We start from the raw sequence: 25,100 nt of genomic DNA, 5'->3' as shown, positions 1-25,100 counted from the left end.
CAACGGAGCAATATCATGAAGAAACACCTCCTTGCGGCACTCTTCACCCTCGCCATCAGCCCCTGGGCACTCGCCGATATCCGTATCGGCGTAAGCATCGCCCAGGTCGACGACGTATTCCTCGCGCAGATGCGTGACTACATGGCCGCCCATGCCAAGGAGCTGCCGGGCGTGACCCTGCAATTCGAAGACGCCCAGGGCGATGTGGTCCGCCAGCTCAACCAGGTGCAGAACTTCAGCGCCCAGGGCATGGACGCGATTATCGTCAACGCCGTCGACACCGCCGCCACGCAGAAAATGACCCTGAATGCCCAGCAGGCCGAGATCCCGCTGGTGTACGTCAACCGCCGTCCCGAGTTCAAGGAGGTGCCACCGGGGGTGGGCTATGTCGGCTCGGATGAGATCAAGGCGGGCGAGATCCAGATGCGCTACCTGGCCGAGAAAATGGGCGGCAAGGGCAACCTCGCGATCATGCTCGGGCTGCTGTCCAACAACGCCACGCACAACCGCACGCAGGGCGTGAAAAACGTGCTCAAGGACTACCCCGGCATCAAGATTGTCGAGGAGCAAAGCGCGGAGTGGCAGCGTAGCAAGGCGATTGACCTGATGAACAACTGGATCGTGTCCGGACGCAAGATCGACGCAGTGGCGGCGAATGCCGATGAGATGGCGATTGGCGCGGCCATGGCGATCAGCCAGGCGGGCATGCAACCGGGCAAGGACATTCTGGTCGCCGGCAGCGATGGCGGCGCGGCCGGGCTGGATGCCGTGAAGAAAGGCCAGTTGCTGGTGACGGCGTATCAGGACAACAAGGGGCAGGCCGTGGGCGCAATTGACCTGGCAGTGAAAATGGTCAAGCAAGAGCCCTACGTGGCTGAGCTGACCATCCCTTACCAGCAGATCACCAAGGACAACTACCAGGCCTTCCTCAACCCTTGACCCTCCTCTACCTCCGTGGCGAGCGGGCTTGCCCCGCGTTGGGCCGCGCAGCAGCCCCAAAACCTGACACCTCGGACTGTCTGAAGAAACGGGGTGGCGATGACTGGGGCGGCTGCGCAGCCCAACGCGGGGAGTTGCGTCAGACCGGGGGCTGTGCGCGTCGCGAACACTGGTTGACGACGATATACAGCAGCGGCCCTACCGACACGAACACCGCCGTCAGCAAAAAATACGGCAGCACCGACGCCAGCGACCGCCCTCGCCCGCGAGCATCGCGGTACATCCACACGCAGGCGAGTACTGCCATCAGGTACAGGTCAATCACCACCTGCGCGGTGTCCGGGCGCGAGATCAATTCCAATCCAAACGCCATGAGCGACTGCTCGGCCATGAGCATCGTAGCCAGGGTATACAGCGAAAACCCGAGCAAGGCCGCCAGGGCGATAGAGGGTCTGAGCATGGTTTCTTCCTTGTAGTGATCGAGCCGTCACCCTAGTGATAAGGTGGGCGCCCTCGCAATGACCTCGGAGGTCATGAACACGCCATGGACACGCCTGTTACCGCCGGCGCCTACCTGCGCCAACTGCGTCGCCACGCCAAGCTGAGCCAGCTCGACCTGGCGCTGATCACCGGTGTTTCCCAGCGCCACCTCAGTTGCCTCGAAACCGGCCGCGCCAAGCCGAGCCCCGGCACCCCGCATAACCTGCTGACCGCGCTGGAAGTGCCGCTGGACGAATGCAACCGCGTATTCCTCGCCGCCGGCTTCGCGCCGCGCTACACCGCCACGCCACTCGCCGCACCCGGCATGGCGGCGATTCGCGAGGCGGTCAGCCATGTGCTGCACGCCAACAACCCGGCCCCGGCGATCCTGCTGGGCAGCGAATGGCAGGTGCTGGCCGCCAACGCCAGCACCGCGGTGCTGTTCGAGCTGGTGGGCATCCCGCCGCAGGCCAGCGACGGCTTGAACCTGCTGGCCACCCTGCTGGAACCGTGCGGCCTTGGCGATCACCTGATCAATGCCGACGAAATCCGCACCCTGGCCTGGCAGCGCGCCAGCCGGGAGGCGCTGGGTAATCCGACGCTGGCGGCGTTGCTGGCCTCTCTGCCGGCGCCGGCCAGCACCGAGCGGTCCGAGGCGCTGCCGCCGTTGGTGCTCACCCGCGTGCGCTCGACCCGTGGCGAACTGAACTTCCTGTCGACCTTCACCACCTTCGGCATGCCCCAGGACATCACCCTCGCCTCGCTGCGCATCGAACATCTGATTCCCGCTGACGACGCCACCTGGCAGGTGATGCGCGGCGCCCATGCGGATTATGCGGCGCTGGTTTTGTGAAATATCTGTACGTAGACTGCCGCCATACCCCCACTTGAAGGCGGCGAAAAAAATCTGATGCAAGTTACCGAAGTCTCCATTGCCCAATTGCGCGCGGCGCTTGAAACCGGCCAGACCACGGCCGTTGAACTGGTCCAGGCGTACCTGGCGCGGATCGATGCCTATGACGGTGCGCAGACCGATACCGCACTCAATGCCGTGGTGGTGCGCAACCCTCAGGCCCTGAAGGAAGCCGAGGCGTCCGATGCGCGCCGGGCCAAGGGCGAAACCTTGGGGCCATTGGACGGTATTCCCTACACCGCCAAGGACAGTTACCTGGTCAAGGGGCTGACGGCTGCGTCGGGCAGCCCGGCCTTTGCCAAGCTGGTCGCCCAGCGTGACGCCTTCACCATCGAGCGCCTGCGCGCCGGTGGCGCCATCTGCCTGGGCAAGACCAATATGCCGCCGATGGCCAATGGCGGCATGCAACGCGGTGTGTATGGCCGCGCAGAAAGCCCGTACAACGCCGACTACCTGACCGCGCCATTCGCCTCCGGCTCGTCCAACGGTGCCGGCACCGCGACCGCCGCGAGCTTCGCGGCCTTCGGTCTGGCGGAAGAGACCTGGTCGAGCGGGCGTGGCCCGGCGTCCAACAATGGCCTGTGCGCCTACACGCCGTCGCGGGGGGTGATTTCGGTGCGCGGCAACTGGCCGCTGACGCCCACCATGGACGTGGTCGTGCCCTACGCGCGCACCATGGCCGACCTGCTGGAAGTGCTTGACGTGGTGGTCGCCGACGATCTGGACACGCGCGGCGACCTGTGGCGCCTGCAGCCCTGGGTGCCGATTCCGAGCGCCACTTCGGTGCGCCCGGCGTCTTACGCGCAACTGGCGGTGACGGCCGAATCCCTCGTGGGTAAACGCTTCGGCGTGCCGCGCATGTACATCAACGCCGACCCGGACGCCGGCACCAGCGAAAAACCCGGCATCGGCGGGCCGACCGGGCAGAAGATCAACACCCGCGCCAGCGTGATCGACCTGTGGCAGGCCGCGCGCCAGGCCCTCGAAGCTGCTGGCGCGGAAGTCATCGAGGTGGATTTCCCGCTGGTGTCCAACTGCGAAGGCGACCGCCCCGGCGCGCCGACCGTGTTTACCCGTGGCCTGGTGTCCAAGGAATTCCTGCACGATGAACTGTGGGAGCTTTCCGCGTGGGCCTTCGATGATTTCCTGCGCGCCAACAACGACCCGGCGCTGAACCGCCTGGCGGATGTCGACGGCCCGCAGATCTTCCCGCACGACCCCGGCACCCTGCCCAACCGTGAAGATCACCTGGCCGCCGGCATGGACGAATACGTGCGCATGGCCGAGCGTGGCATTACCCCCTGGAACGAGATCAGCACCGTCCCCGATGGCCTGCGCGGTCTTGAGCAGACCCGCCGGATCGACCTGGAAGACTGGATGGACACGCTGGGGCTCGACGCGGTGCTGTTCCCCACCGTGGCCGATGTCGGCCCGGCGGATGCCGACGTCAACGAAACCAGCGCCGACATCGCCTGGAGCAACGGCGTGTGGGTGGCCAACGGCAACCTTGCGATTCGCCACCTCGGCGTGCCCACCGTCACCGTGCCGATGGGCGTGATGGCGGATATCGGCATGCCGGTCGGGCTGACGTTCGCCGGGCGCGCGTACGATGACTCGGCGTTGCTGCGCTTTGCGGCGGCCTATGAAGCGACGGGCAGCAAACGCCAGATTCCACCGCGCACCCCGCCATTGCCCTGCACGTAAGCCGGTGGGAACGGAAAACGCTGGCTCGCTTGCAATGCCGGCCCGTACCCCACTGACTCGCCAGCAATACCGGTCCTGTAGGAGCTGGCGAGCCAGCTCCTACAGGCGGTGCTACACCATCGGCACGGCAATCAGCAGGATCGCCGTGCCGTGGGTCAACGTCGCGGCCAGCACGCCGTAACGCATGCGCACCAGCGCACACGCCAGCCCCTCGATCAGGGTAAACAGCAACACCGGCCAGCCCAACTGGGTGACGCTCAAGGCCAAAAAGGCATGGCAGGCGGCAAACGCCACGCCGCTGAGCAAGGCTGCGCGCAACGGCGTGACCTGTTGTTCCAGGTAGCCCTGCAAGAACCCGCGAAACAACACTTCCTCAAGCGCATTGGCGCCATACGCCAGCACCAGCATGCCCGGCAGCCACGCCCAATAGCCGGGGATCGCCTGCACCTCAATCCCTTGATAGAGCCGCAACGGCACCCCGATCAGGCCGCCGACACCCAGCCCGACCACAAGCCCGATTGCACGCGGCCCCTTGACCCACACCACCCACCGCCATAGCTCGGGGGCGACATAGGCCAGCCCCCCGATCAGCACCAGCGACAGCCCACCCAAGGCGGCCAGCACCAACGCATTGTCGGTGAAGGCGATGCTTACCGCATCGCTCAATGCCCACAGGCCCAAGGGCGTCATGGCATCGCGCATCAGCACAAATGCCGCCAGCAGGATCAGGATGCGCATCGCCGCAAGCGACCTGGGCGTCAGCGCGAACCACAGGCCAAACAGCAACAGTCCCGGCGCCAGGTAGGCACCGTAATTGACCAGAACCGCGATGCCCTGGGTGATCATCGGTTCAGTCGTGGGCAACGGCGATCATGTCGATCTCCACCGCTGCCGACTTCGGCAACTGCATCACACCGACCGACGTGCGCGTATGCACCCCGGCGCTGCCCAGAATCTCGTGCAGCAAGTCGGAGGCGCCATTGGCGACTTCACTCTGCTGATCAAAGTCCTCGGCGCTGCGCACATACACGGTAATGCGAGGGATGGCCTTGACCCGGTCCAGCGAACCCAAGGCTTGCTTGAGCAGCCCCAGGCAACGCAAGGCGCTGATGCCGGCGGCGATTTGCGCCTGGGCCAGGGTGATGCTGTCGCCAACCTTGCCCGGCAGCACGATGGTGTCGCCTACACGTGGAATCTGGCCACTGATGTACAAGTGGTTGCCGTCACGGACCAGCGGCGTGTAGTTGCCGCCCACCTTGAATTCGTCCAACTGATAGCCGAGGCGTTGCTGGGCTGCCTGGTATTTCTCATCGGGGGTCATGCGCGTGCTTCCTCGTGGCGACGTCGCCATTCATCCACGACATCGCCCAGGGTCTTGGGCACGTCGTTGCGAATCCAGGCCATAAAAGGCCGGTCGAACTTGAACCCCGGACCACAGTGTTCAAGCATGAAACGGCGAACGTTCTGGGTGTTTTTATAGTGGCGGGTGACAGGTGTGGCACGCGTGATGGGATCGCTGTGCCAATCAAAATCCATGTTGTCGTCTCCGGGCAATCAGGGTGTCCGGGCGTAGCATAGCGATGTGCTACCTGCACAGGAAGAGTCGGTAAGGATCAGCCTTGTGTTGAGACGTCGTATAAGTCGCCCAGGGTTTTAAAACGTCTTCAAGGCTAATCTTTTCAAGATATTTCAAAATTTCACTTTCCTTCAGCGCAGGAAATATTGCATGGTTGTACGACGACCTAACCGGTCGTGCCAGCCCCCAACAACAATAAGGAAACACCCATGCAAAACGTCAAAGTGCTGATCGGTTTTCTGTGCCTGTTCAGCGGTTATGTCGCCGCCGCGCCGGCCGCCGCCGAAAAGGATGTGGCCCAAGCGGTCGACCAACTGACCCAAGCCATGCTGCACCTGGACCTCAAGCAACTGCACGCGCTGACCGCCGATAAACTCACCTACGGCCACTCCAGCGGCAAGGTGCAGAACAAGGACCAATTCATCGCCGACCTGGAAACCCACACCAGCGCGTTCAAGACCCTGGAAATGCAAAACCAGACCATCACCCTCAACGGCGACACCGCGCTGGTGCGCAACCACTTCCACGCGCTGGCGGTGAACAGCGGCGTCGAAGTACCGACCGATATCGACAACTTCCAGGTCTGGCAGAAACAAAAAGGCAAGTGGCTGCTGATCGGGCGCCAGGCTTACAAATATTGATCGCCCGTGACTGAGGAACACTCTGCGCGAAGGTGAGGATCGGGTTAGCATCAGCACTCCGAAACTCACCGAGCCTGAATATGGACACTCACTCGATCCTGGCCTTTACCCTCGTTGCCGCCATCGCCATTGCCAGCCCAGGCCCGGCCATCCTGATGGCCCTGAACAACAGCCTGGCCTATGGCGCGCGCTCCACGTTGTGGTCAACCGCAGGCAATGCCAGCGGGTTGTTCTGCATGTCGGCGGCAGCGATGCTGGGATTGGGTGCGTTGATCATCAGCTCCGAGTGGGTCTTCAATGCCGTGAAGGTGCTCGGCGCCGGCTACCTGTTCTACCTGGGCGCCAGCAGCCTGCTGAAAAAAACCGGCACACTCGCGCCCGGCTCGCAGGGCCCCGCCCGCGTCAATCCACCGAGTCGCTGGAAGCTTTACAAGCTGGCGTTCCTGACCGCAGTGACCAATCCCAAGGCGGTGCTGTTTTTCACCGCACTGTTTCCACAGTTCCTCGACCAGCACGCCCCGCTGGTGCCGCAGTTCCTGGTGTTGACCCTGATTTTCATCCTGCTCTCGGCGTTGTCGTTGAGCCTGTATGCCCTGCTGGCTTCGCAGGCCAAGGGCTGGCTGGCGCGCCCGGTGTTTTCCAGGTGGGTCAACCGTGTGGTGGGGGCAACGTTTATTGGCTTCGGCGCCGCGCTGCTGAGCCTGCGACGCCAGACGCTCTAGTACGGCCCGACAACCCGGCGCACGGTCAGCAAGGCTTCGCGCAGCGCAGGCATGTCCACCGACCCCAAGGCCAGGCGCAGTGCGTGCGGCACATGGGCGGAGACAGCAAACGGCTCGGCTGTCGACACGCTGACCCCCTCGCGCTGCAGGGTCATGGCGACCTGGTCGGCGCGAACCTCTTCCGCCAGGGGCAACCATAGAAAGTACGACGTGGGATGGCTGATGGTCGCCAGCCCTTTTAGCACCTGCGCGGCCAGGGCTTGCCGGGCGCGGGCGTCCTGGCGTTTCTGCGCTTCGAGTTGCGCCACCGTGCCGTCCTCGATCCACGCTACGGCGATGGCACTCATCACGCCGGGCACGTTCCAGGTGGTGGCCATGATGGTCCGCTCCAGCACCTTGACCCACGCCGGCGGCGCGGCAATAAAACCCACGCGCAAGCCGGTGGCGATGCTCTTGGACAGCCCACCGACATACACCGTGCGCTCGGGTGCCAATGTCGCCAGCGGTGGTGGCGGGTTTTCGACCAGAAACGCGTAGGCCGCATCCTCGATGAGCATCAGATTGTGCTGACGGGCAATGCTCACCAACTGCTCGCGCTGCGACATTTCCATCACCCAGCCCAGCGGGTTATGCAGGGTCGGCATGCAGTACACGGCCCGCACCGGGCGCTGGCGACACAACGTTTGCAGGGCCTGCAGGTCGGGCCCGGCGGGGGTGACCGGCACGGCGAGTATTTCCAGGTGCAGGGTCTCGGCCAGCACCTTGAAGCCCGAATACGTCAGCGCGTCGACGGCGATCACATCCCCCGGCTTGAGCAATGCCATCAGGGTCACCGCCAAGCCGTGCTGGGCGCCACTGACCACCAGCACCTGCTCGGCCTCGACCGTCAGCCCACGGTTGAGCAGGTGCCGCGCGACGGCAGCGCGTTCGTGCAGGCGGCCGGCGTGCGGCTGGTAACGCAGCAGCGCCTCAAGGTCGCCGGACAGCGCCAACTGCCGCAAGGCGGTGCGCAGCAAATCTGCCTGGCCCGGCAGTGACGGGTAGTTGAAATTGAGGTCGAGCAGGCCGGCCGCGACGTTCATCTGCCCACTGCCCTGCCCCGGCGGCAACGCGATTTCGCGCACGAAGGTGCCGCGCCCGGTCTCGCCGCTGACCAGCCCCATCGCTTCCAACTCGGTGTACACGCGACTGGCCGTGACCAGCGCCAGGCCATGGTCGGCGGCGAGTTGCCGATGAGTCGGCAGGCGCGTGCCGGGGGCCAGCCTGCCGCTGCGGATGTCGTCGGCAAAGGTATCGACCAGGGATTTGTAACGCGCGCGCGGCATAGGTGATGTATCCATGACAATTTTTTGATTGTCCTAATACTCGCCTCTAGGATGGCGCGAACGCAACCGCAGTTTTCTTGGATACCCCTCATGGAACGCACAACCCCCTTCAGCAACCTGGACACCCGTACCCAAGGCTGGATCAACGGCTTTATCGGCGTGGTGATTTTCAGCGGCTCGCTGCCGGCCACGCGCCTGGCGGTGATGGAATTCGACCCGGTGTTCCTGACCCTGCTGCGCGCCACCATTGCAGCCGTGCTGGGCCTGCTGTTGCTCCGGCTGTTCAAGGAGAAACGGCCTGCGCGCCACCAATGGGCGCCCCTGGCGGTCGTCTCGCTGGGCGTGGTGATCGGCTTCCCTTTGCTCACGGCCCTGGCGCTGCAATACGTGACCTCGGCGCACTCCATCGTGTTTATCGGCCTGCTGCCTTTGGCCACGGCGGTGTTCGGCGTGCTGCGCGGTGGCGAGCGGCCACGCCCGGTGTTCTGGCTGTTTTCGGTCCTCGGCAGTGTGCTGGTGATGGGCTATGCCGTGGCCCAGGGCTTGAGCGCCGCCCCGGCGGGTGACCTGCTGATGCTGCTGGCGGTGCTGGTGTGCGGCCTGGGGTATGCCGAAGGCGCCACCTTGTCGCGCAGCCTCGGCGGTTGGCAGGTGATCTGCTGGGCGCTGGTGGTGGCGCTGCCGGTGGTGGCGCCGCTGAGCCTGCTGCTGGCGCCGTCGACCTTGAGCGGGATCAGCCTGCCGGCCTGGTTGAGCCTGGGTTATGTGGCGCTGTTCAGCATGTTGATCGGCTTCGTGTTCTGGTACCGCGGGCTGGCCCAGGGTGGCATCGCCGCTGTCGGCCAGTTGCAACTGCTGCAGCCGTTCTTCGGCCTGGCGCTGGCGGCGGGACTGCTGCATGAACAGGTGAGCCTGGGCATGGTGCTGGTGACGCTGGCGGTGATCGGTTGCGTCGCAGGCGCCAAGCGCTTCGCCCGCTAGCGCTGTGGCGCAACCATCTTGAACTTGATGTCGATACCGTCGGAGACCACGCTGTTGCCGGCCCATTCACCCTCGCCGATCTTGAAATCGCTGCGCTTGAGGATGAATTTGCCGTCGAACACGCCAATGCCGCCTTGCTCCTTGAGCACCACGTCGACCTCCACCTGGCGCGTGGCGCCCTTGATTGTCAGGTTGCCACTGATCTTGAAGCGGTTACCTCCCAGGGGCGTGACGGCGGTGGATTCATACACGCCCACCGGGTAAGTCGCAGTGTCGAACCAGGAGGCGCGTTGCAGCTCGTCGTTGGCGTCGGGGCTGCCGGCGTCGATGCTCGCCAACTGGATCTTCAGCAACGCATGCCCGGCCTCGGGCTTTTGCGTGTCAAAGCTCAGCGTGCCCTCGAAATCGCCGAAGGTGCCATACACGCTCTGCCCCAATTGCTGGTAGGTAAAGCTGATCTGGCTGGCGGTGCGGTTGACGTCCGTGTACTCCACCGCCTGGGCGCTGGCGCAACCACCGAGGAGGACAGCCAGGTAAATGAAAGGCTTCATGCAACGCTCCGCAAGAGGACAGGACACAGTACTGAGCTAACACCTCATGCCACGGATTTATTCCCATCCGGCGCGCGCCCTGCTAAATAGAGTAGTCGCCCGAGAATAATAAGGACGTTGCATGCACTCCCCTTCGCTACAGGACATCACCGCGCCGCAAGGCATCTGTTACGGCTGCGGCAGCAGCAACCCACACGGCTTGCATATCAAGAGCCGCTGGGATGCCGACGGCGTCCACGTGGTCGCCGAGCACCTGCCCGACGCCCAATACAGCGGCTGGCCCGACCTGGTCTACGGCGGCCTGATCGCGATGCTGGTGGACTGCCATTCCAACTGGACCGCCATGGCCTATCACTACCGCGCCGAACACCGCGAGCCCGGCAGCCTGCCGCGCATCGACTGCGTCACCGGCAACCTGGGGATCAAATTCATCAAGCCCACGCCGATGGGCGTGACGCTGACCTTGCGCGCCCGCGTCGAGGGCGAGGTGGGACGTAAGACCCGCGTGGTCTGCGAGGTCTACGCCGGCGACGTGCTCACGGCCATCGGCGACTCGCTGTTCGTGCGGGTCGACACCGGTCAATTGGCCGCCGCCGCCCATGGCCGCGCAGACTGAGGCTGGTCTACAGTGTCTGTCACCGCTAATCGAGGATTGCACCGATGACTCGTCTCACCGCGAAAGACTTTGCCCCCGAACTGCTGGAACTCTACGACGGCTACGCCCACGGCAAGATCAACCGCCGTGAATTCCTCGACCGCGCCGCGCTCTTCACCTTCGGCGGCCTCACCGCCTCCGCCCTGCTCGCCGCCCTGAGCCCCAACTATGCGTTGGCCGAGCAAGTGAAGTTCACCGACCCGGACATCGTCGCCGACTACATCACCTACCCCTCGCCCAAGGGCAATGGCAACGTGCGCGGCTACCTGGTGCGTCCGGCAAAAGCCGCCGGCAAGTTGCCGGCGGTGGTGGTCGTGCACGAAAACCGTGGCCTCAATCCCTATATCGAAGACGTCGCGCGGCGCTTGGCCAAGGCCGGGTTTATCGCGCTCGCGCCGGATGGCCTGACCTCGGTCGGCGGCTACCCCGGCAATGATGAAAAAGGCGTGGAATTGCAGCAGAAAGTCGATCCGACCAAGCTGATGAACGACTTCTTCGCCGCCATCGAATGGCTGATGCACCACGACAGCAGCACCGGCAAAGTCGGCATCACCGGCTTCTGCTACGGCGGCGGCGTGACCAATGCGGCCGCAGTCGCCTACCCGGAACTGGGCGCGGCGGTGTCGTTCTATGGGCGCCAGCCGGAGGCCAAGGACGTGCCGCGCATCAAGGCACCGATCATGCTGCACTACGGCGAGTTGGACACGCGGATCAACGAGGGTTGGCCGGCCTATGAGCAGGCGTTGAAGGCGGCCGGTACTACGTACGAAGCCTATATCTACAAGGGCGCCAACCACGGTTTCCACAATGATTCGACGCCGCGTTATGACGAGGCGGCGGCGAACCTGGCGTGGGAACGCACACTGGGCTGGTTCAAAAAATACCTGGCCTGACCACGCCATGGCCGGCGATCACGGTGTGTCAGGCAGACCGCGATCGCCGGCACACCGACTCCTGCAGCAGATCAATGTTCCAGTGCGTAGCGCCGGCAATGATTGAGGTAGCCCTGCTCATGGCTCCCCACCAGTTGCACCACACTGGTCCATAACCAGGACGGTGCATCCAGCTGCTTGGAGCGATTCTCCTGCAACACTGCCATCCAGTCCTTGCGCGCGTCACGGTCCATCTGCCGGGCATGCGCGATGCCGACGACCCGCGCCAGGTAGCCGGCGGCATGCATCGCATCGGTCTCGCTCAACTCATCCAGCTCCAGCTTCATGTCCTGGGGCAGCAGTTCCCGGATAAAAAACCCATGGTCGAGAAACCGCGTCGCCACCATGCGTTCGCCCAGGCTCGGTGACAGCTGGCGCGCGCCCTCCACCACCCGACGCCCGTTATCCCGCGGCATCTTGGCACGTGCCGCACGCGGTGCCGCGGCGCCGACGGCTTCCTTGATATCGATCAGGCAATATTCCTGGTCGTCCTTGTCCCCCACCCCCAGCAACGCCGCGTAACGCAGCAGGCCCAGCGAACTGCAGCCCTTGACCCAATAGGCCGAGTCCAGCAACTCAACCTTGGCATCCTTGGGCCGCCCTTTGAGCGAGGTGACCAACTGGTGGATTTCATCGGAGGCGCAGACGCTTTCCAGCGCGGTTTTTTCGGCGCGAGACAACGACCAGAAATGCTTGCCGAGTGGAATCGTCGGCCGCACGTTTTCAATGCGCTCACGCGCAAGATTCTTCCAGGTGCGCGCCACTGCACTGCGCATCCCGGCCTTGACCTGGGACGGACGCGGCGGCGCCTCGTCGGGCTTGTCCTTGAACGCCTGTTCGTAGCCGATCATCATTTCTTCGAGCATGCGCGCGGTGGTCACTCCGGGCAGGTCCGAGCCCCGTGCGGCAGTGGCCAGGGACAGGGCCAGGCGCACCAGGTCATGGGTCGGGTTGCCGATCACCGCCTGGTCCAGGTCGCGGATATGCATGTCGATGCGGCCCTTGGTATCGCCGGTCGGGCCCAGGTTGCCGGCGTGGCAATCGCCGCAGATCCAGATGGCCGGCCCCTGCGGCAGGCGCCTGCCCATCTGGCTGTGCAGCCACTCGTAGAACTGCACGGTGCTGCCGCGCACATAGGCGTGGGCCGAGCGCGCCATCTTCAGGTTGCGCAGTTGGGTGAGGTGCGGCATGCGGGCGGAGGGACGCGGTATTTTCATGGAAGAACTCAGTGCAGGTGTAGCGGTAGAGCCTCGTCCTCGGGAGAATGTTTCATTATGTTTCAAAAATAAATGGCATAACGCCGCCACCATTTATAAGCCACGCCAAACAATCCCACGCCAATCGGTCTTTCTAATCGTCGTCCCCTGCGCGCTAGCATCGGTCTCACTCGATGCAGCGAGTCATAACCCTAACTGCACACATCCACAAACACTGCCGCCCTAATAAAAGAGATAACGCAGATGAATGACGTGATGAACACCGCACCCCAGGCGTCCGCCAAGATCAACCTGGTCAAGGCCCGTGGCTCGCTGGTATGGGACGACCAAGGCAAGGAATATATCGACTGCACCGCCCAGGCGTGGTCGAACAACCTGGGGGCCAATGACCCTCGCGTCGTGGAGGCGGCGATCGCGCAACTGCGCGACATGACCCACATCCGCCCCAACTTCGGCTCGCCGGCCCACACCCGGCTGGTGGCCAAGCTGCGCGAAGTCTCGCCGGCCTCCCTCAACCAGATGGGCTTCGCCCTGCATGGCAGCCTCGCCGGTGAAATGGCGATGAAGCTGGCGTTCAAGAACCGCCCCGGCGCGCAGAACCTGCTGGTGCTGCAGGACGGTTACCACGGCCGTTCCCTGGCCACGCTCGGCGCCAGCTGGCCGCACCCGAACAACCCGTTCCTGGCGATCCAGCCACGCTTCACCCGCGTGCCGCACCCCAACCCCTACCGCACCCGCCTGGGCCTGGATCCGGAAACCGAGTCCCAGCTGTGCCTCGGCCTGCTCGAAGACACCATCCTCAAGGGCGTCGACGGCGGCGTGGCGGCGGTGATGATGGAGCCGATCCAGGGCAATGGCGGGCATATCGAGTTCCCGCGTTCGTACTACAAGGGCGTGCGCGAGATCTGTGATCGCCTCGGCGTGCTGTTGATTTTCGATGAAGTGCAAACCGGATTCGGGCGCATGGGCACCATGTGGGCCGCGGACTATTACGACGTACTGCCCGACATCATTGTGTTCGGCAAAGGCGTGGGCGGTGGCTTCCCGCTGGCCGGGATCCTCGCCGATGACAAGCTCAAGTGGTTCGACGAAGGCGAAGAAGCACTGACCTTCGGCCACTTCCCGGTCTCGCTGGCCGCCGGCTACGCGGCCGTGGAGGCCATCGTCGCCGACAACCTGTGCGAGAAGGCGCGCGATTCCGGCGACTACATCACCGCGCGGCTCAAGGAGATGCAGAGCCGCCATCCGCTGATCGGCGATGTGCGCGGCCCGGGCCTGATGGCGTCCATCGAGCTGGTCAAGGATCGCACCACCAAGGAGCCGGCGTGCCGTGAATCCCAGGAGGTGTATCGCCTTGGGGTGGAACGCGGCGTATTGTTCGGCGAGAGCCGCTACGCCGGCCTGGGCAACCTGATCAAGGTCAAGCCGCCGCTGGACATCGAGCGCCCGCTGCTGGCCAAGGCCCTGGATGTGCTGGACGACGTCATCGGCATCCTCGAGGAGCAACGGTCATGAGCACGATTGTCGACACCCCGGTGACCGCCCCACCGAATGCGCAGGCACCACTGTCCGGCGACGATGCCGACCTGGCGAGCCTCGGCTACGAGCAAAAAATGCACCGCACCATGAGTGCCTTCACCTCGTTTGCGCTGGCCTTTTCCATGGTCTCGATCAACACCGGCGTGGTCACGCTGTTTGCCGACCCGTTCAACCGGGTCGGCGGTATCGGCATCCTCCTATGGCTGCTGGTGATCCCGTTGGTGTGCTGCATCGTCATGGTCTACTGCCACCTGGCCGGGCGCATTCCGCTGACCGGCTACGCCTATCAATGGTCGAGCCGCCTGGCCGGCAATCACTTCGGCTGGTTCACCGGCTGGGTGGCGTTCACCTCGTTTGTCGCCGGCACCGCCGCCACCTCGGCGGCGATCGGCACGGTGTTCGCGCCGGAGATCTGGGCCAATCCCACCCAAGGCCAGATCCAGGGCCTGAGTATCGGCGCCACGCTGGTGGTGGGCCTGCTGAACATCTGCGGGATTCGCCTCGCCACGCGGATCAATGACATCGGCGCGATCATCGAAATCATCGGCACGGTGCTGCTGGCCATTGCCTTGTTCCTGGGAGTGCTGTTCTTCTTCGAGCACACCCAGGGCGTGGCGATCCTGACCTCGGCGCAACCGGTCAGCGGTGGCGAGATCAGCTTCACCACCCTCGCCCTCGCGACCCTGCTGCCGGTATCGGTGCTGCTGGGCTGGGAAGGCGCGGCGGACCTTTCCGAAGAAACCAAGGACCCACGCCGCGCGGCGCCCCGGGCGATGATCCGTGCGGTGCTGGTGTCCAGCGTGCTGGGCTTCGTGGTGTTCGCGCTACTGAGCATTGCCATCCCCGGCTCGGTCAGCGACCTGCTCAGCCACAGCGAAAACCCGGTGATCAATATCGTGCGCCTGCAACTGGGCAACGCAGCGGGGGTGGGCATGATCGTAATCGCGTTCGCGTCGATCCTCGCGTGCCTGATCGCCAATATGGCGGTGGCCACGCGCATGACCTTCGCCCTGTCGCGCGACAACATGCTGCCGGGCTCCAAGGTGCTGGCGAAGATCAACCCGCACTTCGGCACGCCGGTGGCCGCCATCGTGCTGATCACCGCCATCGCCGTGCTGCTCAACCTGGCGAGCGGCGGGTTTGTCACCGCGATCTACTCGATGGTCGGGCTGACTTACTACTGCACCTACCTGCTGACGCTGATCGCGGCGTTCCTGGCCTACCGCAGCGGGCGCATGCCCGGCGCGCCCGAGGGCGTCTTCAGCCTCGGCCGCTGGCTGTTGCCGATGATCCTGCTGGGCGGCGCCTGGGCCATCGCGGTAATCCTCACCCTCAGCGTGCCCGAAGAAAGCCACACCGGCGCCCTCACCACCGGCGTTACACTGGGCGTCGGTGTGCTGTGGTGGCTGTTCTCGCTGCGCACGCGCCTCAACAATGGCAGTGCCGGGCCGAGCAGCAAATTGCTGGATCACTAACCCGCACCAGGCCCTGCATAAAACCCCGTACGCGGGGTTTTGTGTTGTCACCCTCAAGGAGATTGACCGATGTTTGCACAGGCCACCTGGCTCAACCCGCCGCAACAATGGACGCGGCAGGCTGACCACCTGACCGTCGTCACCGATGCCCACGCTGACTTCTGGCGTGAAACCCATTATGGATTTGTCCGCGACAACGGCCACTTCCTGCACGTGCAAACTGCCGGCGCATTCACCGCCCAGGTGAAAGTCGAAGGCGCCTTCGCCGAGCTTTACGACCAGGCCGGCTTGATGGTGCGAGTGGATGAAGCGCATTGGGTGAAGATCGGCGCCGAGTTGTCGGATGGCGTGACGCTGCTCAGCAGCGTGTTGACCGACGAGGTCTCGGACTGGGCCACCGGTGTCTTTCCCGGTGACCCGCAGGCATTCTGGATTCGCGCCACGGTGGCCAATGGCGTGCTGCGGGTGCAAGTGTCAGTGGACGGCGTGCACTGGCCGCTGGTGCGCCTGGCGCCCTTCCCGGTCGCCGCGTCCTACCAGGTGGGCCCCTACTGCTGCACACCGGAACGCGCAGGGCTGCAGGTGCGGTTTTCCGAATGGCAGGTGGGCGCGCCCAACGGCAAGTCACTGCACGACCTGTCCTGACTAGCCCCGGCTGCGGGCGACTTCCAGCGCCAATTCGGCAAAGTTGCGCGCGGCCACGCTGGGATGTGGCGGCAAGGCCACCGCGACGGCGCACATCGGCATATCAGCGATCACCGGAAACGCCAGCCCCGGCCGCGCGTAGAAGCGTGCCGTGGACAGCGCGGTGATGCTGATGCCGCGCTCGGCGGCGACTGCCTGCAATTCGGTTTCCACCGTCGAGGCTTCGTGCACGATGCGCGCCGGCTGGCCATTGCGATAGGCGTCGGCGGTCCAGTAGCTGCGCCATACACCGCTGCCCGGCGCGGCGATGATCGGCTCGTCGAGCAGGTCATGAATGCTCACGCGACTCTCGCCGGCCAAGCGATGCCCGGACGCCAGACAGGCCACGCACGGCTCGGTGACCAGCGTGTGCAACTCGATCTCCGACAGGCCCAGCGGCGGGCGCAACACCGCGACGTCCATACCGTCGTCAATGCCGGCGTGGGGCGAACCGAAATCGTATTCACGCACCACCAGTTCAATCTCGGGATAGCGCCTGGCGAACACGCTGAGGATCTGTGGCATCAGGTCGACACCCGCGCCGATCAAGAAACCGATATTCAGGGAACCGCGTACCCCGCGTGCATGTTCCTGGGCGGTGCGTACCAGGCGGCTGACACCGTTGACGATGTCTCGCGCTTCCACCAGCAACGCCAAGCCCGCCTCCGTCAGTGCGACGTTGCGGGTGTTGCGCTGGAACAGCTGCACGTCCAGCAGCGCCTCGAACTGGCGGATCGTCTGGGACAGCGCCGGTTGCGAGACATGCAGGCGAGTCGCGGCGCGCACAAAACTGAGCTCCTCGGCCACCACCACAAAGGCCTTGAGTTGACGGATGTCCACGCCGGAAGTTTGCATCGAGGCTCCTTGTGATAAGCCTTTGGGCCAAGGGTGAGAATCGCATGAGGCGTGACACCAAGGACAGCACAAATACTGTGGGGGGAGTTTGTCCTCTGCAGAGGTTGTCCTGTGCCAAGGGGAGTTGTCCTGGGCAGAGGGGTTGTCCTGTGGCAAGGGGGCTTGTTCTGGGCAGAAAGGGTTTCCTGTGGTGAGGGGGCTGTCCTGGGCAGAAGGGGTTTCCTGTGGTGAGGGGGCTTGCCCCCTCACTACAGGACTAGCCCCCTCACCACAGGTCGACCCAACTTCAGTGATCAGGCACTTCGCACAACCATGCCTTGAACGCCGCCATCGCCGGTGTTTCAACCCGCGACTGCAAGCGCGTCAACCAATAACTGCCCGTGGTAATGCCCACCGCGAACGGCTGGCGAATCGCATCACTCTCCAGTTGCCGCGAGAACATCATCGCCGGTGCCAGTGCCACGCCGATGCCTTGCAGCGCCGCTTCCATCATCGCCAGCGACGAGTCGAACACAATGCTGCGCGGTACCAGGGTGTCGGCGGGCAGCCCGGCGGCCTGGAACCACAGGTTCCACTCATCGGCACGGTAGGAGCGCAGCAGCGTGTGCTTCAACAGGTCGGCCGGCGCGTGCAGTTGCTCGGCGATCTGCGGGACGCACAACACGGTCAAGGGGGCTTCGAGCAGTTGGCATGCATCGGTGCCGTGCCAGGCACCGGCGCCGAAGCGGATCGCGTAATCCAGGCCTTCGGCAGCTACGTCGACGCGGTTGTTGTGGGTCGACAGGCGCAGGTCGATAAACGGGTAGCGGCTCTGGAAGTCCGGCAGGCGTGGCAGCAGCCAGCCGACGGCAAAGGTGCCGACCGCACCGACCGTGAGGACCTCGCGGTAATGCCCGCCCTCGAACTGGCCTAAGGTATGTGCAATGCGGTCGAACGATTCACGCACCACCGGCAGCAGGGTCTCGCCTTCGCGGGTGAGCATCAGCCCGCGTGGCAGGCGCTTGAACAAGGTGACATTGAGCTGCGCCTCCAGGCTCTTGACCTGATGGCTGACCGCCGCCTGGGTCACGCACAGTTCGATGGCGGCGCGGGTAAAGCTCAGGTGCCGGGCGGCGGCTTCGAAGGCGCGCAAGGCATTCAGCGGCAGATGGGAGCGAAGCATAGTGACCCCAGAATTTCTAATGGCTGCTGCGAGATATCATCGTTTGCCCAGGGTTGGCGAACTGCATACATTTGCCTCGCCCGCGCAGGCTCTTTTCAATCGATCACTCTCATGGAAGCCTTATCATGCCCAAACATTTACGGTCTGGCGTGCTTAATTTCACCGCCATCGCGGCCTTTTTAAGTGCCAGCCACTGCCTGGCCGCCGCCGACCTGCAGGCCGTTGCCGACGCCAGCATCAAACCCCTGATGCAGCAGCAGTCTATTTCCGGCCTGGTCGTCGGCGTGATCAAGGACGGCAAGGCGCAATACTTTAACTACGGCGTCGCCAGCAAAGACACACAGCAAGCCGTCAGTGAAGACACCCTGTTTGAAGTCGGTTCGGTGAGCAAGACTTTCGCCGCGACCCTCGCCGGTTATGCGGTGGCCAGCGGCACACTCACGCTCTCCGACAAAGCCAGCCACTATTTGCCCGCACTCGCCGGCGGCACGTTCGATCACGTCAGCGTGCTCAACCTCGGCACCTACACGGCCGGCGGCCTGCCCCTGCTGTTTCCCGCCGAGGCGGATAACAACCAGCACATGCTCAGCTACTTCCAGCACTGGAAACCCGACTTCGCGCCTGGCACCCAGCGCTTGTACTCCAACCCGAGCCTGGGCCTGTTCGGCTACCTCGCGGCACAAAGCCTGAAGCAGCCGTTCGATCAACTGATGGAAAACACCCTGCTGCCCCAACTCGGGCTCAAGCACACCTTCATCAACGTGCCGAAAAGCCAAATGAGCCTCTACGCCCAAGGCTATGGCAAGGACGGCAAACCGGTACGCGTCAGCCCCGGCGCCCTGGACAGCGAAGCCTACGGGATCAAGACTAGTGCCGCTGACCTGCTGCACTACGTTGAAGTGAACATGCACCCGACGCGCCTGAGTAAAACCTTGCAGCAGGCGATAGGCGCCACTCACACCGGCTATTACACCGTGGACGGCATGACCCAGGGGCTCGGCTGGGAAATGTACCCCTACCCGGTCCCGCTTCAGGTATTGCTCGACGGTAACTCCACAAAAATGGCCATGCAGCCGCACCCGGTCAACTGGCTGACCCCGCCACGAGCGCCGCTCGCCGATACGTGGGTGAACAAGACCGGTTCCACCAATGGCTTTGGCGCCTATGTGGCCTACGTGCCGAGCAAGGGGCTGGGGGTGGTGATCCTGGCGAACAAGAACTACCCGAATGGTGAGCGCGTGAAAGTCGCGCATGCGCTTTTGAGCGCGATGGATAACTGAGATCCGACACAAAACTGAACTGTGGGAGCGGCGGTGCGACTCGCCCGGCTCCCACAGGGTAGTGCAGTGTTTTCGCCGGTTACATGCCCAGCCAGTGCGGCAACGCCAGCGAGATGAACGGCAGGTACGTGACCATGATCAGGAACACCAGCAGGATCATCAGCCACGGCAACGCCGCGCGAATCGTCTGCCCGAGGCTCAGGCCGGTCACCGCCGAGGTCACGAACAGGTTCAACCCGACCGGCGGGTGGACCAGGCCGATTTCCATGTTGACCACCATCACGATCCCCAGGTGAATCGGGTCAATGCCCAGCTTCATCGCAATCGGGAAAAAGATCGGCGCCAGGATCAGCACAATCGCCGACGGCTCCATGAAGCTCCCCGCCACCAGCAACACAATGTTGACCATGATCAGAAAGCCGATCGGCGTCAGCCCTTCGGAGATCACCCACGCGGTGATTTCCTGCGGGATCTGCTCGGTGGTCAGCACATGCGCAAAGAGCATGGCGTTGGCGATGATAAACATCAGCATGATCGCCAGGCGCCCGGACTCCAGCAGCACCTTGGGGCAGTCGCGAAACGTCATGTCCTTGTAGATGAACAGCGCGACAAACGCCGAGTACACCGCCGCCACCGCCGCCGCTTCGGTCGGGGTGAACATGCCGCTGTAGATGCCGCCGAGGATAATCACCAGCAGCAACAGGCCCCAGAATGCACGGCGTGCGCAGGTCAGCCATTCACGAAAGGTCGCGCGCGGTTGCGCCGGCAGCTTCTTGATGCGCGCGACAATGTAGATCGCGACCATCAGCATCAGCCCCAGCAGCAGGCCGGGAATCACCCCGGCCATGAACAACTTGCCCACCGAGGTTTCCGTCGCCGCCGAGTACACCACCATCACGATCGACGGCGGAATCAGGATGCCCAGGGTGCCGGCGTTGCAGATGATCCCCGCGCCGAATTCCTTCGGGTAACCGGAGCGCACCATTCCCGCCACGGCAATCGAGCCCACCGCCGCCACCGTCGCCGGTGACGAGCCGGACAGCGCCGCGAACAGCATGCACGCCAGCACCGCCGCAATCGCGAGGCCGCCACGGATATGCCCGACACAGGCGTTGGCGAAGTCGATCAGGCGCTGCGCCACGCCGCCCGTGGTCATGAACGCACCGGACAGCAGGAAGAACGGAATCGCCAGGAAGGTGTAGGCGTCCGAGGTTTCGAACAGCTTGATCGCCAGCGAACTCACCGAGTCCTGGCTGAACATCAGGATCGACACCGCGCCGGACAGGCCCAGGGAAATCGCGATGGGCACGCCGAGGAACATGAACACGAACAACAGCAGGAATAGACAGAGCACGGCCATCAGTGACGCTCCTCATGGCTGCCAGCCAACTTGCTGGCCTCACCGGCCTCGTCGGCCAGGCCCAACCCGACCTGACGGTGGGTAAAGATGCGGTAGAAAATTTCCAGGTAGCGGATAAACACCAGGGCAAAGCCGATCGGCACGATGATCACGATGTCGCCGACGTCGACGCCGTACTGGTCGAGGTCCTCGGCGCCGATATGGGCCGTCATCACCGCGCTGACCCACTTGTAGCTGGCGACCATGAACAGCCCGGCGTAGGCCAGGCAGCACAGGCACGCGAGCATCCCGAGCACGCGTTGCACCGGGCGCTTGGTCAGCTTGACCAAGGCGTCCACGCCCAGATGGCCGGCGGTGCGCACGCCGTAGGAAATGCCAAAGAAGATCAACCAGCCGAACATCGCCTTGGTCAGCGCCACGCTCCAGGTCATGTCCTGGGCCCAGGTCATGGTGTGGTCGCCCAGGGCATTGAAGAAATTGCTGCTCAAGGCCCATTTGTCGGCCAGCGAGAAAAACAGCGTGTAGATGTTGTTGAGCATGACGTAGACGAACGTCACCAGGGTCATGGCGGCCAGCAGGAAGGCAATAAAGCCTTCCTCCAGGTGCTCCCAGACGCGCCTTAGCGTTTGCATGGCAAAACCTCGCGAAACTGGACGGGGGTATTCACGACAAGTCACTGACGAAACCGGATCAATGTGGGAGCTGGCTTGCCTGCGATGCGGGCGACTCGGTCTTTGAGGAACACCGAGGTGATGCCATCGCGGGCAAGCCCGCTCCCACAGGAGTCGGGTTTGTTTCAGCAATCAATTACTGGTTGGAAGCGTCGGCTGCCTTGATCAGGTCAGCCCCGATCTCACCCTCGAACTTCTGCCACACCGGACGCATGGCTTCGCGCCACAGCTGGCGTTGCTCGGGGGTCAGCTCGATGATCTCGCTGGTCTTGGCGTCGACGATCTTCTGCTTGGCCGACTGGTTCAGCGCCTCGGCCTGTTTGTTCACCTCGACGGTGACCTCGACCATGATCTGCTCCAGCGTGCTGCGGATGTCCGGCGGCAGGCCGTTCCAGAAAGTGGCGTTGGTGATCACCATGTAGTCGATCAGGCCATGATTGGACTCGGTGAAGTACTTCTGCACCTCGTTGACCTTCTGGCTCTCATAGTTCGACCAGGTGTTCTCGGTGCCATTCACGGTGCCGGTCTGCAGGCCCTGGTACACCTCGGCGAAGCTCATCTTGCGCGGGTTGGCGCGGATCGCCTTGAACTGCTCTTCAAGCACACTGGAGGCCTGCACGCGGAACTTCAGGCCACGGGCGTCCTTGGGTTCATGCAGGGCCTTGTTGGACGAGAGTTGCTTGAGGCCGTTGTGCCAATAGGCCAGGCCGAGGATGTTCTTGTCCTGCATCGAGGTCAGCAGGGCCTTGCCCTGGGCAGCCTGGAAACGGTCGACGGCAGCGAGGTCGTTGAACAGGAACGGCAGGTCATAGATCTGCACTTGCTTGGTGTATTGCTCGAACTTGGCCAGCGACGGCGCCAGCATCTGCACGTCGCCCAGCAGCAGCGCCTCCATCTCCTTGCCATCGCCGAACAGCGACGAGTTGGGGTACACCTCGACCTTGACCTTGCCCGGCAGGCGCTCTTCGGCGAGTTTCTTGAACAGCAACGCGCCCTGGCCCTTGGGGGTGTTTTCGGCGACCACGTGGGCGAACTTGATGACAATCGGATCCGCCGCCTGGGCCAGGCCCGCAGCGAACAAGGTGGCGGCGCACAGCAGCGCCCGGGAAAGCTTGAGCATGGGAAATCACCTTCTTATTGTTGTGTTGTAGGGCAAGGTGCCTGATGTCATGCGTGTAGTGAATTTCGAATTTTAGATACCTGCGTTCGGCGTGGACGAACGCGGCTCCGGCACACAACGAAGATCCAATCCGGGCGCTGGCTGGCCGGCGCCTACAGCTGGGGTTGTGTGAGTTATTTATGCGCAGCCAGCAGTCTCTGCGCACGCAACAGCACCGGCGCATCGACCATCTGCCCATCGACCTGATAGGCCCCTGCCCCATCGGCGCCGCCGTCTACCACGCGCTTGGCCCAGGCCAGGTCTGCTGCGCTCGGCGCCAGCGCCTCGTGGATCACCGCCACCTGCCGGGGATGAATGCACAGCGCGCCGGCAAAGCCCATTTCATACGCATGCCGGACCGAACGGCGCAGGCCCTCGGGGTCATCGATGGCCGGGTGCACGCCGTCCAGCGGCGCCACCAAACCCGCCGCGCGCGAATGCACGATCAACGCCAGGCGCGCCTGGTCGAGGGCGAACTGCGCGGCCGGCGTTTGGCTGCTCAGGTTCAAGTCCAGCGCCAGGTCCAGGCCACCGAACGACAGGCGTTGCACCTGCGGCGCACGGGCGATTTCAGCCACCGCCAACAAACCGCGCGCACTCTCGATAATCGGCCAGATCACTTTGCCGGTGGCGGCCACCACGGCGACCTGGGCGGCACTTTCCACCTTCGGCAACAACACGCCGGCCACATTTGCATGGGCTTTGCAGAACGCCACATCTTCGAAGTGCTCGGCATGCTCCGGCGCGTTGATGCGCACCCAGACCTGGGCACTGGGATTGGCGGTCAAAAACGCCGCGAGGTTATCCCGCGCCTGGCGCTTGAGGGGTTCTTCCACCGCATCTTCAAAATCCACGATCACCGCGTCGGCACCACTGGCCAGCGCCTTGGAAAAACGCTCCGGTCGGCTACCGGGAACAAACAGCGCCGAGCGCACAAGAGGGTTTGGCATCACACAATTTCCTTGTTATCGCCCCCGGTAGGCGCTGGCTGGCCAGCGATAGCGGCCCAGAGGTCAAACCAAGACTCAAGGACGCCATCGCCGGCACGCCGGCGCCTACAAAGGGTGCGGGGTCAAATGACGCCGCGTGTTTTCAGGGTTTCGATGGCTTCGGCGCTGAAGCCGAGCTGGTCGAGAATCGCTTGGCTGTGCTGGCCCAACGCAGGAACGGCATCCATGCGCGGGGTAAATGCCGCATTGCGCCCCGGTGGCAGCAACGACGGCAGCGGACCGGCCGGGCTGTCGACTTCACGCCAGCGATCACGCGCCTTGAGTTGCGGGTGGTCCCACACACCTTGCATGTCGTTGACGCGCGCACTGGCGATCTGCGCGTCTTCCAGGCGCTGGATCAGCGCCTCGGCATCCAACTGCGCAAAGCTGTCGACGATGATCTGGCGCAGTACCTCACGGTTGGCCGAGCGCTTGAAGTTGGCGCTGAAGCGCTCGTCCGTGGCCAATTGCGGGGTGAGCAGCACCTTGTCGCAGAACGCCGCCCATTCGCGCTCGTTCTGCAGGCCGAGCATCACCGTGCCGCCGTCGCCGGTGGGAAACGGCCCATACGGGTAGATCGTCGAATGCGCCGCGCCGGCACGGGGTGGCTGCGGTGCGCCGTCGAACGCGTAATACATCGGGTAGCCCATCCACTCCACCAGGCTTTCGAGCATGCTCACGTCAATGCGGCTGCCCTTGCCGGTCTTGCCACGCAGCAGCAGCGCCGAGAGGATGCCGCTGTAGGCGTACATGCCGGCGGAGATATCGGCGATGGAGCAACCAGCCTTGGCCATCTGGTCTTCGCCAGGGCCACCGGTGACTGACAAAAAGCCGCCTTCGCTCTGGATCAGCAGGTCGTAGGCTTTCTTCTTCTCGTAGGGCCCGCCTTCGCCATAGCCGGAAATATCGCAGACGATCAGCCGAGGAAAACGCTCGTGCAGCGCCTCGAACGACAAGCCCATGCGCGCCGCCGCACCGGGTGCAAGGTTCTGCACCAGCACGTCGGCATCCGCCAACAGGGCTTCGAGGATATCGCCGGCTTCGTCCTGCTTGAGGTCCAGGGTCAGGCTTTCCTTGGAGCGGTTGGTCCACACGAAATGCGAGGCCAGCCCGCGCACGCGTTCGTCGTAGCCACGGGCAAAATCACCGGCCCCGGGGCGTTCGATCTTGATCACGCGGGCGCCGAGGTCCGCCAGCTGGCGGGTACAGAATGGCGCGGCAATCGCATGTTCCAGGCTGACAACGGTGATGCCGTCCAGCGGTCGTTGGTTGCTCATGACAGTTCCTTCC

Annotated in this window: 26 protein-coding genes; 12 read left to right on the top strand and 14 right to left on the bottom strand. The window is 63.8% G+C overall.

Features of this window, described 5'->3' with window-relative positions:
- Positions 1 to 15 precede the first annotated feature (15 nt).
- Positions 16 to 939 carry a sugar ABC transporter substrate-binding protein gene (locus BBG20_RS24440; protein ID WP_065908003.1) on the top strand — a complete coding sequence of 308 codons (924 nt, stop codon included), beginning with the start codon at positions 16 to 18 and terminating at the stop codon, positions 937 to 939.
- A gap of 139 nt (positions 940 to 1,078) precedes the next feature.
- On the opposite strand, the gene BBG20_RS24435 is transcribed toward BBG20_RS24440, so the two are convergent.
- Entirely contained in the window at positions 1,079 to 1,399 is a 321-nt protein-coding gene (locus tag BBG20_RS24435; protein WP_065908001.1) for a DUF2834 domain-containing protein, read from the bottom strand.
- An 84-nt stretch (positions 1,400 to 1,483) separates the two neighbouring features.
- Here BBG20_RS24435 and BBG20_RS24430 point away from each other — a divergent pair, with 84 nt between their 5' ends.
- Together BBG20_RS24430 and BBG20_RS24425 are read left to right on the top strand one after the other, a co-directional pair.
- Positions 1,484 to 2,272: a helix-turn-helix domain-containing protein gene (locus BBG20_RS24430; protein WP_065907999.1), complete on the top strand. Its 789-nt coding sequence runs from the start codon at positions 1,484 to 1,486 to the stop codon at positions 2,270 to 2,272.
- Positions 2,273 to 2,326: 54 nt separating this feature from the next.
- Entirely contained in the window at positions 2,327 to 4,036 is a 1,710-nt protein-coding gene (locus tag BBG20_RS24425; protein ID WP_083221477.1) for an amidase, read from the top strand.
- A gap of 111 nt (positions 4,037 to 4,147) precedes the next feature.
- Here the strand turns inward: BBG20_RS24425 and BBG20_RS24420 are convergent, their stop codons facing one another.
- From BBG20_RS24420 to BBG20_RS24410, 3 genes are read right to left on the bottom strand one after another with little or no spacing between them, the layout of a single operon-like run.
- On the bottom strand, positions 4,148 to 4,882 hold the full coding sequence (locus tag BBG20_RS24420) for a CPBP family intramembrane glutamic endopeptidase (protein ID WP_065907996.1): 735 nt from the start codon (positions 4,880 to 4,882) through the stop codon (positions 4,148 to 4,150).
- A gap of 4 nt (positions 4,883 to 4,886) precedes the next feature.
- Entirely contained in the window at positions 4,887 to 5,357 is a 471-nt protein-coding gene (locus tag BBG20_RS24415; RefSeq protein WP_065907995.1) for a RidA family protein, read from the bottom strand.
- The gene (locus BBG20_RS24410; protein WP_065907993.1) at positions 5,354 to 5,572 is read right to left on the bottom strand and encodes a DUF6434 domain-containing protein; all 219 of its coding nucleotides are present in this window, start codon (positions 5,570 to 5,572) and stop codon (positions 5,354 to 5,356) included. The genes BBG20_RS24415 and BBG20_RS24410 overlap by 4 nt, the downstream gene beginning before the upstream one ends.
- A 249-nt stretch (positions 5,573 to 5,821) precedes the next feature.
- On the opposite strand from BBG20_RS24410, the gene BBG20_RS24405 reads away from it, so the two are divergent.
- Both BBG20_RS24405 and BBG20_RS24400 read left to right on the top strand, forming a co-directional pair.
- Positions 5,822 to 6,253, top strand: coding sequence for a nuclear transport factor 2 family protein (locus BBG20_RS24405; protein WP_065907991.1), 432 nt, complete (start codon positions 5,822 to 5,824; stop codon positions 6,251 to 6,253).
- A gap of 80 nt (positions 6,254 to 6,333) precedes the next feature.
- The gene (locus tag BBG20_RS24400) at positions 6,334 to 6,975 is read left to right on the top strand and encodes a LysE family translocator (protein WP_065907990.1); all 642 of its coding nucleotides are present in this window, start codon (positions 6,334 to 6,336) and stop codon (positions 6,973 to 6,975) included.
- Here BBG20_RS24400 and BBG20_RS24395 read toward each other — a convergent pair.
- Positions 6,972 to 8,300 (bottom strand): aminotransferase-like domain-containing protein, encoded by a 1,329-nt coding sequence (locus tag BBG20_RS24395; protein ID WP_065907989.1) that lies wholly within the window; start codon positions 8,298 to 8,300, stop codon positions 6,972 to 6,974. The genes BBG20_RS24400 and BBG20_RS24395 overlap by 4 nt on opposite strands.
- 90 nt (positions 8,301 to 8,390) lie before the next feature.
- Between BBG20_RS24395 and BBG20_RS24390 the strand changes: the two genes are divergently transcribed.
- Positions 8,391 to 9,281 (top strand): DMT family transporter, encoded by an 891-nt coding sequence (locus BBG20_RS24390; protein WP_065907988.1) that lies wholly within the window; start codon positions 8,391 to 8,393, stop codon positions 9,279 to 9,281.
- On the opposite strand, the gene BBG20_RS24385 is transcribed toward BBG20_RS24390, so the two are convergent.
- Positions 9,278 to 9,832, bottom strand: coding sequence for a YceI family protein (locus BBG20_RS24385; protein WP_065907985.1), 555 nt, complete (start codon positions 9,830 to 9,832; stop codon positions 9,278 to 9,280). The two genes, BBG20_RS24390 and BBG20_RS24385, sit on opposite strands and share 4 nt — an antisense overlap.
- Before the next feature lie 121 nt (positions 9,833 to 9,953).
- Between BBG20_RS24385 and BBG20_RS24380 the strand changes: the two genes are divergently transcribed.
- Together BBG20_RS24380 and yghX are read left to right on the top strand one after the other, a co-directional pair.
- The gene (locus BBG20_RS24380) at positions 9,954 to 10,448 is read left to right on the top strand and encodes a PaaI family thioesterase (protein ID WP_065907984.1); all 495 of its coding nucleotides are present in this window, start codon (positions 9,954 to 9,956) and stop codon (positions 10,446 to 10,448) included.
- 44 nt (positions 10,449 to 10,492) lie between these two features.
- Entirely contained in the window at positions 10,493 to 11,380 is an 888-nt protein-coding gene (gene yghX, locus BBG20_RS24375) for a YghX family hydrolase (protein ID WP_065907982.1), read from the top strand.
- Positions 11,381 to 11,451: 71 nt separating this feature from the next.
- On the opposite strand, the gene BBG20_RS24370 is transcribed toward yghX, so the two are convergent.
- Positions 11,452 to 12,636: a DUF2252 domain-containing protein gene (locus BBG20_RS24370; protein WP_065907980.1), complete on the bottom strand. Its 1,185-nt coding sequence runs from the start codon at positions 12,634 to 12,636 to the stop codon at positions 11,452 to 11,454.
- A gap of 243 nt (positions 12,637 to 12,879) precedes the next feature.
- On the opposite strand from BBG20_RS24370, the gene BBG20_RS24365 reads away from it, so the two are divergent.
- From BBG20_RS24365 to BBG20_RS24355, 3 genes are all read left to right on the top strand, one after another.
- A complete protein-coding gene (locus BBG20_RS24365; protein ID WP_065907979.1) occupies positions 12,880 to 14,151 on the top strand; it encodes an aspartate aminotransferase family protein in 1,272 nt (423 codons plus the stop codon).
- Positions 14,148 to 15,650, top strand: coding sequence for an APC family permease (locus tag BBG20_RS24360; protein WP_065907977.1), 1,503 nt, complete (start codon positions 14,148 to 14,150; stop codon positions 15,648 to 15,650). Before BBG20_RS24365 ends, BBG20_RS24360 begins: the two co-directional genes overlap by 4 nt.
- 69 nt (positions 15,651 to 15,719) lie before the next feature.
- Positions 15,720 to 16,295, top strand: coding sequence for a DUF1349 domain-containing protein (locus tag BBG20_RS24355; protein WP_065907976.1), 576 nt, complete (start codon positions 15,720 to 15,722; stop codon positions 16,293 to 16,295).
- Here the strand turns inward: BBG20_RS24355 and BBG20_RS24350 are convergent, their stop codons facing one another.
- Together BBG20_RS24350 and BBG20_RS24345 are read right to left on the bottom strand one after the other, a co-directional pair.
- Positions 16,296 to 17,189: a LysR family transcriptional regulator gene (locus BBG20_RS24350; RefSeq protein ID WP_065907975.1), complete on the bottom strand. Its 894-nt coding sequence runs from the start codon at positions 17,187 to 17,189 to the stop codon at positions 16,296 to 16,298. It lies immediately after the preceding gene.
- 286 nt (positions 17,190 to 17,475) lie between these two features.
- Complete coding sequence (locus BBG20_RS24345) at positions 17,476 to 18,351, bottom strand: LysR family transcriptional regulator (protein WP_065907973.1); 876 nt, start codon at positions 18,349 to 18,351, stop codon at positions 17,476 to 17,478.
- Between the two features lie 125 nt (positions 18,352 to 18,476).
- On the opposite strand from BBG20_RS24345, the gene ampC reads away from it, so the two are divergent.
- Positions 18,477 to 19,631, top strand: coding sequence for a class C beta-lactamase (ampC, locus tag BBG20_RS24340; RefSeq protein WP_065907972.1), 1,155 nt, complete (start codon positions 18,477 to 18,479; stop codon positions 19,629 to 19,631).
- A 79-nt stretch (positions 19,632 to 19,710) separates the two neighbouring features.
- Here the strand turns inward: ampC and dctM are convergent, their stop codons facing one another.
- The 5 genes from dctM to BBG20_RS24315 all read right to left on the bottom strand — a co-directional run bounded on the left by dctM (position 19,711) and on the right by BBG20_RS24315 (position 25,087).
- Positions 19,711 to 20,991, bottom strand: coding sequence for a C4-dicarboxylate TRAP transporter large permease protein DctM (dctM, locus tag BBG20_RS24335; protein ID WP_065907971.1), 1,281 nt, complete (start codon positions 20,989 to 20,991; stop codon positions 19,711 to 19,713).
- On the bottom strand, positions 20,991 to 21,623 hold the full coding sequence (locus BBG20_RS24330; protein ID WP_065907970.1) for a TRAP transporter small permease: 633 nt from the start codon (positions 21,621 to 21,623) through the stop codon (positions 20,991 to 20,993). The genes dctM and BBG20_RS24330 overlap by 1 nt, the downstream gene beginning before the upstream one ends.
- A 175-nt stretch (positions 21,624 to 21,798) precedes the next feature.
- On the bottom strand, positions 21,799 to 22,782 hold the full coding sequence (locus tag BBG20_RS24325; RefSeq protein ID WP_065907969.1) for a TRAP transporter substrate-binding protein: 984 nt from the start codon (positions 22,780 to 22,782) through the stop codon (positions 21,799 to 21,801).
- 173 nt (positions 22,783 to 22,955) lie between these two features.
- Positions 22,956 to 23,771: an HpcH/HpaI aldolase/citrate lyase family protein gene (locus BBG20_RS24320; protein ID WP_065907968.1), complete on the bottom strand. Its 816-nt coding sequence runs from the start codon at positions 23,769 to 23,771 to the stop codon at positions 22,956 to 22,958.
- 122 nt (positions 23,772 to 23,893) lie between these two features.
- Positions 23,894 to 25,087, bottom strand: coding sequence for a CaiB/BaiF CoA transferase family protein (locus tag BBG20_RS24315; protein WP_065907967.1), 1,194 nt, complete (start codon positions 25,085 to 25,087; stop codon positions 23,894 to 23,896).
- Positions 25,088 to 25,100 lie beyond the last annotated feature (13 nt).

The organism is Pseudomonas aylmerensis (assembly GCF_001702265.1).
Taxonomy (GTDB): Bacteria; Pseudomonadota; Gammaproteobacteria; order Pseudomonadales; family Pseudomonadaceae; genus Aquipseudomonas; species Aquipseudomonas aylmerensis.
The sequence above is the reverse complement of the archived record's forward strand: the minus strand, read 5'-3'. Positions and strand labels throughout refer to the sequence as shown.